The organism is Nocardioides sp. (assembly GCF_035547795.1).
GTDB lineage: Bacteria > Actinomycetota > Actinomycetes > Propionibacteriales > Nocardioidaceae > Nocardioides.
The window spans coordinates 1-13,667 of sequence record NZ_DASZUF010000022.1 but is presented as its reverse complement, the minus strand read 5'-3'; the positions used below and the strand labels follow the sequence as shown (position 1 = coordinate 13,667).

At 72.5% G+C, this 13,667-nt stretch carries 13 protein-coding genes; 9 read left to right on the top strand and 4 right to left on the bottom strand.

The window, feature by feature from the left end:
• From VHA72_RS02050 to VHA72_RS02040, 3 genes are all read left to right on the top strand, one after another.
• Positions 1-360, top strand: a 360-nt coding sequence (locus VHA72_RS02050) for an amidohydrolase family protein (RefSeq protein WP_325572782.1), incomplete at its 5' end; no start/stop codon positions are given.
• 97 nt (positions 361-457) lie between these two features.
• On the top strand, positions 458-1,390 hold the full coding sequence (locus tag VHA72_RS02045; RefSeq protein ID WP_325572781.1) for an ABC transporter ATP-binding protein: 933 nt from the start codon (positions 458-460) through the stop codon (positions 1,388-1,390).
• Positions 1,387-2,169, top strand: coding sequence for an ABC transporter permease (locus VHA72_RS02040; protein ID WP_325572780.1), 783 nt, complete (start codon positions 1,387-1,389; stop codon positions 2,167-2,169). Before VHA72_RS02045 ends, VHA72_RS02040 begins: the two co-directional genes overlap by 4 nt.
• Here VHA72_RS02040 and VHA72_RS02035 read toward each other — a convergent pair.
• Positions 2,156-2,662, bottom strand: a complete 507-nt coding sequence (locus VHA72_RS02035) for an inorganic diphosphatase (protein WP_325572779.1) — start codon at positions 2,660-2,662, stop codon at positions 2,156-2,158. The genes VHA72_RS02040 and VHA72_RS02035 overlap by 14 nt on opposite strands.
• Positions 2,663-2,778: 116 nt before the next feature.
• A complete protein-coding gene (locus VHA72_RS02030; RefSeq protein ID WP_325572778.1) occupies positions 2,779-4,029 on the bottom strand; it encodes an arginine deiminase in 1,251 nt (416 codons plus the stop codon).
• A 101-nt stretch (positions 4,030-4,130) separates the two neighbouring features.
• On the opposite strand from VHA72_RS02030, the gene VHA72_RS02025 reads away from it, so the two are divergent.
• Positions 4,131-4,736: an RsmD family RNA methyltransferase gene (locus VHA72_RS02025; RefSeq protein ID WP_325572777.1), complete on the top strand. Its 606-nt coding sequence runs from the start codon at positions 4,131-4,133 to the stop codon at positions 4,734-4,736.
• A 2-nt stretch (positions 4,737-4,738) separates the two neighbouring features.
• Here the strand turns inward: VHA72_RS02025 and VHA72_RS02020 are convergent, their stop codons facing one another.
• The gene (locus tag VHA72_RS02020) at positions 4,739-6,172 is read right to left on the bottom strand and encodes a GntT/GntP/DsdX family permease (protein ID WP_325572783.1); all 1,434 of its coding nucleotides are present in this window, start codon (positions 6,170-6,172) and stop codon (positions 4,739-4,741) included.
• 142 nt (positions 6,173-6,314) lie between these two features.
• Here VHA72_RS02020 and VHA72_RS02015 point away from each other — a divergent pair, with 142 nt between their 5' ends.
• Both VHA72_RS02015 and VHA72_RS02010 read left to right on the top strand, forming a co-directional pair.
• Entirely contained in the window at positions 6,315-7,751 is a 1,437-nt protein-coding gene (locus VHA72_RS02015) for an MFS transporter (protein ID WP_325572776.1), read from the top strand.
• A 79-nt stretch (positions 7,752-7,830) separates the two neighbouring features.
• Positions 7,831-8,556 carry a hypothetical protein gene (locus VHA72_RS02010; protein WP_325572775.1) on the top strand — a complete coding sequence of 242 codons (726 nt, stop codon included), beginning with the start codon at positions 7,831-7,833 and terminating at the stop codon, positions 8,554-8,556.
• 262 nt (positions 8,557-8,818) lie between these two features.
• On the opposite strand, the gene VHA72_RS02005 is transcribed toward VHA72_RS02010, so the two are convergent.
• A complete protein-coding gene (locus tag VHA72_RS02005; RefSeq protein ID WP_325572774.1) occupies positions 8,819-10,660 on the bottom strand; it encodes a hypothetical protein in 1,842 nt (613 codons plus the stop codon).
• Between the two features lie 316 nt (positions 10,661-10,976).
• On the opposite strand from VHA72_RS02005, the gene VHA72_RS02000 reads away from it, so the two are divergent.
• From VHA72_RS02000 to VHA72_RS01990, 3 genes are all read left to right on the top strand, one after another.
• Positions 10,977-11,942: a hypothetical protein gene (locus VHA72_RS02000; protein ID WP_325572773.1), complete on the top strand. Its 966-nt coding sequence runs from the start codon at positions 10,977-10,979 to the stop codon at positions 11,940-11,942.
• Between the two features lie 108 nt (positions 11,943-12,050).
• The gene (locus VHA72_RS01995; protein WP_325572772.1) at positions 12,051-12,839 is read left to right on the top strand and encodes a spermidine synthase; all 789 of its coding nucleotides are present in this window, start codon (positions 12,051-12,053) and stop codon (positions 12,837-12,839) included.
• 67 nt (positions 12,840-12,906) lie between these two features.
• Positions 12,907-13,667, top strand: a 761-nt coding sequence (locus VHA72_RS01990; protein ID WP_325572771.1) for a hemolysin family protein, incomplete at its 3' end; no start/stop codon positions are given.

Genomic DNA, 13,667 nt, shown 5'->3' with positions numbered 1-13,667 from the left:
ACCCTGCTGCCCGGCGTCGAGTTCTCGACCCGCCAGCCCTACCCGGACGCACGCCGGCTCCTCGACGCGGGAGTGCGGGTCGCCCTCGCGTCCGACTGCAACCCCGGGTCCTGCTACACCAGCTCACTGCCGCTGTGCGTGGCCCTCGCCGTACGCGAGATGCGGATGACCCCGGCCGAGGCCGTGTACGCCGCCACCGCCGGTGGCGCTGCCGCCCTCGACCGGGCCGACGTCGGGGCGCTCGTGCCCGGCCGCCGCGCGGACGTCGTCCTGCTGGACGCTCCCAGTCATGTCCACCTGGCCTACCGCCCCGGCGTGCCGCTCGTCGCGGCGGTCTGGGTCGACGGGCGGGCGCAATGATCGACGCGAGAATCGGCCCAAGGATCGGGCCAAGGATCGGCGCGGTCGCCGGTGTGGCTGCTGGCGCCGGGACGGACCGAGCGCGGAGGATACGTCCATGCCCGTGATCGAGGTCGCCGACCTGCGCAAGGTGTACGGCGAGCGGACCGTGGTCGATGGCGTGAGCTTCTCGGTCGAGCAGGGGGAGATCTTCGGCGTCCTCGGTCCCAACGGAGCCGGCAAGACGACGATGGTCGAGTGCATCGGCGGCCTGCGCAGGCGCGACGGCGGCAGCATCCGGGTGGCCGGCATGGACCCGGCGGACGAGGGCGTCGCGTTTCGCAGCGCGCTCGGCATCCAGCTGCAGGAGTCCCGGCTGCCGGACAAGATGAGCGTCGAGGAGGCGCTCAACCTCTACGCCAGCTTCTATCCGGAACCACACGATCCCAACGTCCTGCTCGAACGGCTGGGCCTGGTCGAGCAGCGCCGGACCTACTTCGCCAAGCTCTCCGGCGGCCAGAAGCAGCGGCTGTCGGTGGCGCTCGCACTGATCGGCAACCCGCGGGTGGCCATCCTCGACGAGCTGACCACCGGCCTGGACCCGGTCGCACGCCGCGAGGTCTGGGACCTCCTCGAGGACCTGCGTGGCACCGGCGTCACGCTGCTGCTGGTCTCGCACTTCATGGAGGAGGCGGAGCGGCTGTGCGACCGGGTCATCGTCATCGACCACGGCCGGATCATCGCCGCCGACACGCCCGAGGGGCTGGCCGCCAACGTGGCCGCCGACCAGCGGATGAGCTTCTCGCCGTCCACGTCGTTCGACCTCGGGATCCTGGAGGCATTGCCGGACGTGCACGGCGTGACCGCCGCCGGCGAGCGGGTCACCGTCACCGGCACGGACAACGTCGCCAGCGCGGTGATCATCGCGCTGCACGAGCGGGGGATCTCGGTGGGCCGGCTGCGCGTCGACCAGCCGAGCCTGGACGACGCGTTCGTCGCGCTGACCCGCGAGGACGTCGGTGCGCGGACGGAAGGGACGGTGGCCCGATGAGCGGGCTCGCGACCGTCGTACGGCGTCTTCCGCAGACCAACTGGACCGCCGCACGGGCGATGCTGCGCAGCGAGGCACGGCTGCTCGCGCGCAATCCCGCCGTGGTGATCTGGACGGCCATCCTGCCGGTCGCGGCCTCGATCATCCTCGGCGCCATCCCGGGCGTGCGGGCGCCGTCCCACACCCTCGGTGGGCTGAGCTTCTTCCAGGTCTACCAGCCGATCCTGGTCTTCTTCGCGATCACCCTGCTGGCCCTGCAGGCGCTGCCCGACGTGCTCACCCGCTATCGCGAGATGGGCGTGCTCAAGCGGCTCCGTACCACGCCGGTCTCCCCGGCCGTGCTGCTGTGCGCCCAGCTGGTGCTCATCTTCGCGGTCGCGGTCGGCTGCATGCTGCTGATGGTGATCGTGCCGGCGCTGGTCGGCGCCTCCTGGCCGCGCAACCCGGGCGGCTTCCTGGTCACCTACCTGCTCGGCGCGTGGGCGATGCTCGGTCTGGGGATGCTGGTCGCCAGCCTGTTCCACAACGCCAAGGTGGCGGCGGGCTTCGGCTCGTTCCTGTTCTTCGTGCTGCAGTTCTTCGCCGGTCTGTGGTGGCAGCGCCCGGAGATGCCGTCGTGGCTGCGGCACGTCTCCGACGTCACCCCCAGCGGCGCCGCCGTGCAGGGGCTCGTGGACACCAGCCTGGGCCACTGGCCGAGCACGCTGCACCTGGTCGTGCTGGTGGTGTGGGGCATCGTGACCTCTCGCCTGGCGGTCCGGTTCTTCAGCTGGGAGTAGCTCGCAGGCGGGCGGCGCGCAGCTCGTCGTACGCCGCGGCCCGGCCCTCCCACCGCGCCCCGACCACATGCTTGCCGGGCTCGAGCGCCTGGTAGACGCCGAAGAAGTGCGCGATCTCCGCACGCAGGTGGTCGGCGACGTCGTCGACGTCCTGCAGATGGCCCCAGCGCGGGTCGTCCGCGGGGACGCACAGCAGCTTGTCGTCCTGCCCCTGTTCGTCGCTCATCCGGTAGACGGCCACGGCGCGGGCGCGCACCAGGCAGCCGGGGAACGTCGGCGCACCGGTCAGCACCAGCGCGTCGATCGGGTCGCCGTCCGGCGCCAGGGTGCCTTCGACGTAGCCGTAGTCGCACGGATACTGGGCGGCGGTGAAGAGGGTGCGGTCCAGCCGGATCCGGCCGGTGCCCTGATCCATCTCGTACGTGTTCCGCGAGCCACCCGGCACCTCCACGAGCACGTCGAAGGCCTCGGGTTGCGGCGGTGCGGACGGCATCCGGTCCTCCATCCTGAGAGGCCTGAGGGGCCTGACGAGCGGCAGGTGGCACCCGCCCGGTCGAGCATGACGTCGTCCTCGCGCGAGGAGTGGCGCCTAGGGTCCGTCGTGTCACCCTAGTCCCCGCCGACCGGGTGGCGCAGCACCGGACAGCTCAGGCAACGGGGACCGCCTCGACCGCGACCGAGCTCGGCGCCCTCGATCGGCACCACCTCGATGCCCTGGTCGGCCAGGTGGCGGTTCGTGGTGGTGTTGCGCGCATAGCCGACGACCACGCCGGGCGCCAGCGCCAGCAGGTTGTTGCCGTCGTGCCACTGCTCTCGCTCCGCTCCGGCCCGGTCGATCGGGGTCCTCAGCACCCGTACCCGGTCGAGGCCGAGCGCGTCGGCGACGACCGGGAACAGCTCGCGGTTCCGCGTCACGGTGAGGCCGCCGTCGGCGTCGGTGCGACGCAGGGTGAAGGAGCGCAGGTCCTCGGGCAGGTAGGGGAACACCGAGAACGCGTCGCGGTCGACCATCGTCATCGCGGTGTCGAGGTGCATGAAGGCGCGTTCATGGGGCAGCTCGACGACGATGACGGTGTCGACCGTGCCGGCTCGGAACAGCGCCCGCGCGAGCGCCTCCGCGCCCTGCGGTGTCGAGCGCTCCCCGATGCCGACCATCACTGCCCGGTTGCCGAGCACCAGGATGTCGCCGCCCTCGACGGTGGCGCCCTCGGGCTCGCCCACGGGCTGCAGTCGGCGCGCGATCGCGTCGCGGAACCGGGGATGGAAGCCGAAGACCAGCCGCGAGTTGAGCGTCTCGCCGCGGCGGGCCGCCTTGGCCATCACGTTGATGGAGAGCCCGTCGTACACGAGCGTGGCGTTGTCGCGCTGGAACAGGTGGTTGGGCAGTGGCGGCATCACGAAGTCGTCGTCGGCGAGCAGCTCCAGCAGCAGGCTCGGGCCGTGCACAGCGGCGGCGATGTCGCGCTTGAGCAGCCCGGCGATGAGGTACGACGCCAGCCTGGCCGCGTCCGCGGCGGCCACGGCCTCAGCGAGCGCGGCGCTGAGGCCCGGGCCGACGGGGTCGCCGGCGAGATGGGCGCCGAGGAAGGCCCGTGCGCCCGGCTGATCGAGCGACTCGGCCAGCAGATCGGCGAAGTGATGCACGGCCACACCGCGCTCGCGCAGCATCGCCGTGAAGGCGTCGTGCTCCTCGGCGGCGCGCTCGGCCCAGAGCACGTCGTCGAAGAGAAGGTCGTCGTGATTGGCCGGTGTCAGCCGGTCGAGCTCGAGCCCCGGCCGGTGGAGGATCACCTCACGCAGGACGCCGACCTCGGAGTCGACGTGGAAGGTCCGCACCCGGCCATCGGCATGGATGGTCACTCGCGCACAGTCCCCGCACCCGGCGGTCGGCATGCTCGCACTCGCCGGCGTCCCCCGTCGGGGTGCGGCATGGCCGGGCGGGTTCGGGATAACGAGGCGCCGTGTCACAGACGACGAGGTTCGGACCGTTCGAGATCTCCTACGACGAGGGCATCCTGGCGCCGCGGCCGTGGACGGCGCAGCAGTCGCACTGGGCGGCCGAGCTCGCGGCCGCCGCACCGGCGGGGCCGATGCTCGAGCTGTGTGCCGGCGCGGGTCACATCGGCCTGCTGGCCATCGGGCTGTGCCCGCGGCCGCTGATCTGCGTGGACAGCTCCGCGCGGGCCTGCGCCTACGCGCGGAGCAACGCCGCCGCGGCCGGCCTGGCGGACCTGGTCGAGGTGCGCCAGCGGCGGCTCGAGGACGCCCTCGCACCGGAGGAGCGGTTCGCGATCGTGCTCGCCGACCCGCCCTGGGTGCCCAGTGATGACATCGGCCGGTTCCCCGAGGACCCGCCGTACAGCATCGACGGAGGGCCGGACGGCCTGGGCGGCGCGCGCTCGTGCCTGCGGGTGGCAGCGCGGCATCTGCTGCCCAGCGCTCCGGTCCTGCTGCAGCTCGGCGCGCGGCACCAGGTCACGGCGCTGGCCGACGACCTCGCCGGGCTGCGGATCGACGAGGTCCGTGACGGCGAGGGCGGCGTCCTGGTCCTGCTGCGAGGCGAGTGAGGCTACAACAGCGCCCAGAGCAGCGACACGAACCCGAAGCCGACCAGCGAGACCAGCGTCTCCATCGCCGACCAGGTCTTGAACGTCTGCCCGACCGTCAGCCCGAACAGTTCCTTGACCAGCCAGAACCCGGCGTCGTTGACGTGGGAGAGGAACAGCGAGCCGGTGCCGATCGCGAGGGCGAGCAGGGCCGCGTGCGTCGTGGAGAGGTCGCCGGCGAGCGGTGCCACGATGCCGGCGGCGGTGACCGTCGCGACCGTCGCCGAGCCGGTCGCCAGCCGCAGCGCGACCGCGATCAGGTAGCCGAGCACCAGCACCGAGATATGGGCGCCGTTGGCCCACTTCGCCACCGAGTCGCCGACGCCGGCGCCGATCAGGGACTGCTTGAAGCCGCCGCCGGCGCCCACGATGAGGATGACCGCGGCCACCGGGCCGACGCTGTCGCCGATCTTCTTGGACAGCTGGGAGCCGGTGAAGCCGACGGCGTACCCGAACGTCCCCAGCGCCACCAGCACCGCCAGCGTCAGCGCGACCAGGGGCTCGCCGATGAAGTCGAACACGACGCGAACCTCGGGCGGGTTCTTGGTGTCGGTGACGATGATGTCGACCAGGGCCTTGCCGAGCATGAGCACGACCGGGAACAGGATCGTGCCCACGGTCACCGCGAAGGAGGGGGTACGCCGCCGGCCCTCGGCCTCGATGCCCGCCGCCGCATCGCGATCGGCCGTGTTGCCATCCCCGCCACTCAGCTCGATCCCGCCGGCCCGCTGCGGGGCGCCGACCGGCACCCAGCGCGCGGCGAGCAGGGAGAACAGCGGCCCACCGATGGCGACGGTCGGCAGCGCCACCAGGATGCCGAGCGCCAGCGTGACGCCGAGGTCGGCGTGCACGGCGCTGATCGCCAGCAGCGGCCCAGGGTGCGGCGGGATCAGGCCGTGCAGTGCCGAGAGACCGGCCAGGCCGGGAATGGCGATCCGCATCAGCCGGTGCCCGGAGCGCTGGGTGACCAGCACGATCACCGGCAGGAGCAGCACCAGCCCGATCTCGAAGAACATCGGCAGCCCGATGATGACCGCGACCAGCGCCATCGCCCAGGGCACGACGCCCGGCCGCGCCCTGCCGATCACGGTGTCGATCACCCGGTTGGCACCGCCGGAGTCGGCGAGCAGCTTGCCGAGCATCGCGCCCAGCGCGATCAGCAGCCCGACCTCCTGCAGGGTGCTGCCGACGCCCGATTCGAAGTTGGTGACGACGTTTGACAGTCCGGCGCCGCTGGCGATGCCGACCAGTGCCGAGCCGAGCACCAGCGAGAGGAAGGGATGCAGCTTCGCCCAGACGATCAGCACCACGATGAGCGCGATCGCTATCACCGCGACGGTCAGCAGTCGGGTGTCGTGCCCGGTCCAGTCGCCGGAGCGCGCCGTCGAGCCGGCCATCGAGGTCGCCGTGGCGACGGCTGTTGCGAGGGTCATCCTGCTGCCTCCTGAGAACTGGCGGTGATGTCCGGGTGACAGCATGCCGTACTCGGCGGCGGCGGGCGGCGGCACGTTGTCGTCGAGCCGCGGATAGCCTGCCTCCGTGAGCGTGGTCGTCCCACGGGGGACCGGAGGAGTGGCGGTGCCGCTGCGCAGCCGCCGGGGCCGCGGCATCCTGGCCGCGACGGTGATCGGCTCCGGGATGACGTTCCTGGACTCGACGATCGCCAACATCGCCGCGGAGCGGATCGGCCGCGACTTCGACGCGACGTTCGGCCAGCTGCAGTGGGTGATCAACGGCTACACCCTGACGCTGGCCGCGCTGATCCTGCTCGGCGGCTCGCTCGGCGACCGGCTGGGCAGGCGCCGGGTCTTCATGGTGGGCGTGGCCTGGTTCGCGCTCGCCTCGCTGGGCTGTGCGCTGGCACCCGACGTCTCCTGGCTGGTCGGGCTGCGCGCCGTCCAGGGCATCGGCGCCGCGCTGATGATGCCGGGCAGCCTGGCGATCCTGCAGGCGGTGCTGGTCGAGGAGGACCGCGCCGCGGCGGTGGGCGCCTGGTCCGGCCTGACCGGGGTGGCCTCGGCCGCCGGACCGCTGGTGGGCGGGTGGTTCGTGCAGAGCTACTCCTGGCGGCTGGCGTTCGCGATCAACGTGCCGCTTGCCGTGGTCACGCTGGTGCTGGCATGGCGCTCGATCCCCGAGACCAGCGGCGGGCACACCGGCCGGCCGGACGTGCTCGGCACCGTTACCGTCGCGGCGGGGCTCGCCGCGCTGACCTACGGCACGACGAGCGCCGGCACCGGCTGGGGCCCGCGTCAGATCGCCGCGACCTCGGCAGGCGGCGTACTGCTGCTGGCGTTCGCCGCCCTCGAGACCGGGCTGGCCCGGCGCGGGCGCACCGCGCTGGTCCCGATCCGACTGTTCCGCGACCGGGTCTTCGCCGGCACCAACGCGATGACGCTGCTGACCTACGGGGCGCTCGGCGTCTTCATGTTCCTGTTGGTGCTCGACCTCCAGGTCACCGGCGGATACGGCGCCCTGCCGGCGGGCCTGGCGACATTGCCGATGACGGTCCTGCTCCTGCTCTTCTCCTCCCGCGTGGGCCGGATGACCGTCCGGATCGGCCCGCGAGTGCCGTTGGTCGCGGGGCCGCTGGTGGCCGCCGCCGGGCTGGCCCTGAGCCTGCGCATCGACGAGGGACACCACTCCTACGTGAGCGTGGTGCTGCCCGCGGTCGTGGTGTTCTCCGTCGGGATGACGCTGATCGTCGCGCCACTGACCGCGACCGTGATGGGTGCGGCTCCGGCCCGCGACGTCGGCATCGCCTCGGCGGTCAACAACGCCGTCGCCCGCACCGGCGGCCTGCTCGCGCTCGCGGTCATCCCGCCGCTGGCCGGCCTGCACGGGGACGCCTATCGGGCGGCGGGCAGCTTGACCCACTCCTACCGGCTGGCCACGACCGGCTGCGTGGGTCTGCTCGTCGTCTCGGCGGGCATCATCGCCGCCACGGTCGGCCGGCGTGCCCGTCTCCGGGACTGACGCGCCGCAGTGGTTTGAGAGGTCGAGGCGGGGGAAGGAGTAGCGGGTCATGCACGCATGGGGGAACAGGAGCCTCGACATGTTACTCACCCGCCGACTCGGCGCCGCCACCGTCGCCCTCGCCGTGGGCGCCGGTCTCGCACTCACGATGAGCCCAGCAGACGCGGCCGCTCCGCAGGGAACCGTCACGACCATCACCGTCCAGGACTTCGAGAGCGCGAACCTGGCGAAGGCGCACTACGGCGACTACATCTCCGTAGACGCAGATGTCGCAGCCACCGGTGGCGGAGACGTCCTAGACGGCACCGTCGAGATCCAGACGGCGCCGGTCGGCTCGAGCGCGTGGACGACGGTGGCGAGCTCCGACGGGTTCGCCTACTACTCGATCGACGGGCTCAAGCAGCCGATCCAGTTCCGGGCCGTCTACCTCGGCGGGACCGGCTACGACGCGGCCTACAACGACGTCACCTTCGCCGGCTCGACCTCGACCACGGTCGCGATCTCGAAGGTGGGCCGGGGCGAGGCGCTGGTCAAGGACACCAAGAAGAAGGTCTGCTACAAGGTCGGACCGAAGCCCTACAAGAACAAGCCGGTCTACCACTACTACCGGATCGGCAAGAAGAAGGCGTGGCACCGCTCCTACACCGAGCACACCAACAAGAAGAGCGAGATCTGCTGGAAGCCGGTGAAGCTCAAGCACGTCAAGCACATCAAGAAGACCAAGGGCCCGAAGATCACCGCCGAGAAGACGGTCTACGTCAAGAGCGGTGGGATGAAGAAGACCACCGTGATCGACAAGTTCTGATCGAGGCCCGACCCGTGGGGTCGTCCGCAGCAGCGGGCGGCCCACCGGTCGTCTCGGCCGGCGTTGGCCCGCGCGGTCTCTCGGGCGGCGGCCCGCGTGGGGAAACTGGCTAGCTGCGAGTGGCCGCGTGGGAAAACTGGCTAGTGGGCCACCCTGTGGGAGCGTTCCCATCGGGCGGTCACTAGCCAGTTTTCCGGGGCCGCCTGCCCGAGCAACGGCCCTACAGCGGCGGCACCCCGGCGGTGTGGGCGCGTCGCCAGTCCTAGCGGAGCCTGACGGCGGGCGTGTGGCCGCGGCGCCACCCCGCGCCGCCGTACACGATCCGGTAGCTGCCCGCGTGCCGCACCCGCGTCGAGGCGCTGCCGCTGCGGTTGGTGCGCAGCGCCTTGGCGGTGCGCCATCGGCCGTGTGCCTTGTGCTGCAGCGTCAGCGGCCAGGCACGCAGGGCGGCACCCCACGGCGCACGTACGGCGGCACGCAGCCGGGTCCCCCGGCGGCGCACCTTGACCTTTGGGACGAACGCATCGGTGGCCGCGCTCGGCGAGGTCGCCGAGCTGTGCTCGCTGTCGCCGGTGAAGACCACCCGGTAGACCGTCGCCGCCTTGGGATGCTCGCGCACCGTCAGGGTGCCGTCAGCGCCGGTGATGCCGGCGTCCACCACCTGGAACGGACCCCCGGTCGAACCCTCGACGACCACGGCGGCGCCGCCGAGCGGCAGTCCGGTGGTGTTGTCGTCGAGGCGGTAGTGCAGCCTGATCGGGTAGCTGCCCGAGGCGGTCAGGGTGGCACTGGTCTGATCGGTGTAGGCGATCGCCGCCGCCGCGCCGGATCCGGCCAGGCCGAGGAGTCCAGACGGCGAGCCGAGGCCGGTCGGGCCGTCCCAGCCGGGGCCGGCGTTGCACAGCACGCTGGGCGAGCAGCTGCCGGTGCTGCCGCTGGCGACGTCGACGAAGCCGCTCGCGTCGTTCTGGTAGATCGACATCGGGGAGGTGTGGTTGCCGGCCAGCGCGTAGAGCGAGGCGATGATCGGGGCCGCCAGCGAGGTGCCGCCCGCCGACCACCAGGACCCGGCGCGATAGAACATCATGCCGGTGTTCGGGTCGGCCAGGGCGGCCAGGTCGGAGACGGCGCGGTGGCCGTCGCAGGCCGTCGCGGCGCCCGCCGGCATGCTCTGCGACAGCGGGAGGGCAGCGACGGGGGAGCAGCCCGAGCCGGAGCCGGACCAGGCGGTCTGCTGCCAGCCGGAGCCGCTGCGCCACACGGTGGTGCCGCCGGCCGCGATCACGTTGGGCGCGCTGGCGGGGAAGAGCGTGCCGCCGGCGTACCCGCTGTCGCCGGTGGCTGCCACATAGGTGACGTTCGGGTCGGCGTAGTAGGTGCTGCCCAGCGTCCGGTCACCGGCGGAGGCGACGGAGCCGTAGGAAAGGGAGAGGTACGACGCCCCGAGCCGGGTCGCCGTGAGCACGGCCTGGCCCATGTCGCCGGAGCTGGCCGAGGCGGCGTCCACGAGCAGGATGTGACAGGTGGGGCAGACGGCGGAGACCGCCTGGACATCCATCGCGATCTCGGTGGTCCAGCTCGGGTCGACCGGGGGCAGCGCGCCGCTGCCGTCCTGGGCCACTTCACGGAAGCAGCCGTTGGCGGTCGTGCAGGCCGGCAGACCGAACATCCGGCGGAAGTAGGACAGCTGCGCCGGTGTGTTCGGATCGCTGCCGACGTCGACGATGCCGACCGTGGCCGACGTCGAGACGGCCGGGATCCGGTAGAGGCTGGTCAGGTCCGCCGGGGTCAGGCTGCTGCTGCCGGAACTGGCCAGCGGCGATGCCTGCCCGGCACGCACCGCGGCATCGGCGGCGGCCGCCGCCAGCGCCTCACCGTCGGAGAGCGGGAGCGCGTCGCCGAGGCAGGTGGCTCGCTTCGTCGTACTCGTCTGCGGACAGGACGTCGCGGGCACCGGCACCAGGGTCGGCTCGGGGGGCGGTGTCCACCACGACGGCGCCTCGGCCGGTCGCGGCACGGTCGAGGCGTCGGCCACGGCGGGCCCGGCCGGAGCCACCAGCGCGAGGCCGGCGGCCAGCAACAGCGGTACGACGAGGGATTTCACGACACCACCAGCGCGGAGGGTTGATAGGTCGACGCCCTCATCGGCCGTCTAGACCGTCACCTGACCCGTCTAGACCGATACCTGAGAAATAGACGACCGCAGAGGCTGGGATGACGCCCGCGCGCGCCGATAGGGAGGCTGGAGCGACGACCACGGAGGACGAGTGAGCGAGAGCGGTACGCCTGAGCGCGCGTTCGCACCGGCCGCCTTTCTGACCGGGCCGGGCGGTGAGCCGCTGCTCATACCGATGCCGGCGACGGAGGCAGACCGTCTCGGTGGTCTTGGCGCGCAGCAGGCACCCACGGCCGCCGAGGGCGTGGGTGCACCCGATGTCGAGGGCGCCGCTGCCTCCGGCGAGGGTGCCGGGGAGTCCGCGGGGGGCGAAGGTGAGTCTGCGGGGGCCGAGGGCGGGTCGGAGACGAGCGAGCCCGACGACACCGACGGCGCCGACGACACCGACGACACCGACGGCGCCGCGGCCGGTGCCGGAGAGCCGGAGGAGTCCGAGAGCGACGACGAGCCAGACGACGAGCCAGACGACGAGCCCGAGCAGGAGCCCGAGGACGAGCGCGTCTCCCGCTTCGCCGAGCTCGTCGAGGAACGCCTGCAGCGCGCCCGCTATGCCCACCCGCTCACCCGTGCCGTCTTCACCCCCGACGAGCTGGCGATCGCAGCGGCGGTCGAGCGCCGGGCGGCGGTGTGGGTACCGGTGACGACCGTCGGCGCCACCGTGGTGAGCGCGGTGGCCGCCGTCGTCCTCGCCAGCCGGCTGCGCTCGGACCCGACCGATCCGACCGGCTCCCAGCTCGTGGTGGTCACCGTGACGGTCTGCCTGCTCGCGGCGGCGTTCGCCACGCTGCTGCGCTCCGAGGTGCACTACGACCGGCTCCGCCCGCGCGGCCGGACGGTGCGCACCGACGTCGCGGACGCCTACGAGACCGTGCGCGACGCGCCCCGACGCCTGGTCGAGATGGATGCGCCCGCGGAGGTGTTGGTCCGGGTGGTCAACCTGCTGCCGGTCGCCGAGCAGCTGGTCGACGCGATCGTGCATTACACCCGTGAGGGCGGCATCCGAGTGAAGGCCCATCCGGCGTACGAGCGGATCGTGCGGATGCGCGCCGAGGTCGAGGCCCTCGAGCAGCTGCTCGGCGAGCTCGAGGCGCGGGAGACCTCGCGCGCCCGGGTCGTCGGCATCGACGGGGCGCCGCTGCCCAAGCCGGAGCACGTGGCCTCCTATCGTGGTCTGGGCGACATCGCCGACGCGCTCGAGGGCAGTCGCTGACGTTTGCCTCACCGGGCCGGGGGTAAGAAGGCACTGCGGCCAGACCAGCCGCGGCCGCCCGCGGCTCCGGGGGTGGACGGCCGCGAGTGGTCTGCCAGGATCGGCGTCGTGGCGCTCGAGATCGTCGCGTCGGACCGGCCCGGCGCCTACCTGCTGCGGATGGATGGCCTGGACCAGTCCTACGTCGACCTCGCCGATCCGACCCGGCTGGTCTTCGACTACGTGCAGCGGATCGGTGAGGTCGTCGACGCGTACGCCGCACCAGGCCAGGCCGTGCGGGTGCTCCACATCGGCGGAGCCGGGCTCACCCTGCCGCGCTACGTCGCCGCCACCCGGCCCGGGTCGGCTCAGGTCGTGCTTGAGCCCGACACCACGGTGACCGAGCGGGTCCGGCTCGAGCTGCCGCTGCCGCCACGCAGCGGCATCAGGATCCGGCCCATCGGCGGCAGGGCGGGCATCGAAGCCATCCGCGACGCGAGCACGGACCTGGTCGTGCTCGACGCCTTCGCCGCCGGCCGGGTGCCGGCGGAGCTGGTCAGCCGCGAGCTGTTCGCCCAGGTACGGCGCGCGCTGACCCCCGCCGGCCTGCTCGCTGCCAACCTGGTCGACCGGGCGCCCTTCCGGCACACCCGCCGGGTGATCGCGGCCGTGCGGGCCGAGCTGGCCGAGGTGCTGGTGACGGCCGAGAGTGCCACCCTGCGTGGTCGGCGCCAGGGCAACCTGGTGGTCGTCGCGGGCGCCGCGGTGCCGACGGACGCGCTGCGGACCGCGGCACTGCGGGCGGGCTCGCCGTACCGGATCCTCGATCCCGCCGCGGTGAGCGACACCCTCGGTGGCGGCGTCCCGTTCACCGACGCCGACGCCGAGGAAGGCCCGGAGCCGACCCGGCCCGGATAGACCCGGATAGAGTGGCGCGCACCATGCCCGACCCGCTCGGTAGCCGGAGACCGTCCTGCTGACCTCATTGCTCCTGCTTCTGCTCGCGCTGGCGCTGGTCGCCGCGTGCGGGTTCTTCGTGGCGGCCGAGTTCGCCCTGGTGACGGTCGATCGGACGGCCGTCGACCAGGAGGCGGGCGCCGGTGACGGCCGGGCGATCGGGCTGCAGCGCGAGCTGCGGGCGCTCTCCAGCCATCTCTCTGGCGCGCAACTGGGCATCACCGTGACCAACCTGGCGATCGGCTGGCTCGCCGAGCCGGTGGTGGCCGGGCTGATCGACCATCCGCTGCGTTCGCTGGGGGTCGGGCATGCCGCCGTCGGGCCGATCGCCGTGGCTCTCGGCCTGGTGCTGTCCAGCATCATCACGATGGTCTTCGGTGAGCTGGTCCCGAAGAACATCGCACTCGCGCTGCCGATGCAGACCGCCAAGACCACCCAGGGGCCGCTGCGCACGTTCACCGCGGTGAACCGGGGTCCGATCCGGCTGCTCAACGGCAGCGCCAACGCGCTGGTGCGCCGCTTCGGGATCGAGCCGCAGGAGGAGCTGCGCTCCGCGCGCAGCTCGAGCGAGCTCGCCTCGCTGATCCAGCGCTCCGCCGACGAGGGCACCCTCGACGCCGACACCGCCGAGCTGATGGAGCGCTCGGTGGAGTTCGGCGCCCGCACCGCCGGGGAGATCATGACGCCGCGGGTGCGCCAGCACAGCGTGGAGGAGAACGACCGCGCCCAGGCCGTCATCGACCTGGCCCGCCGCACCGGCCACTCCCGGTTCCCGGTGCTCGACGAGCG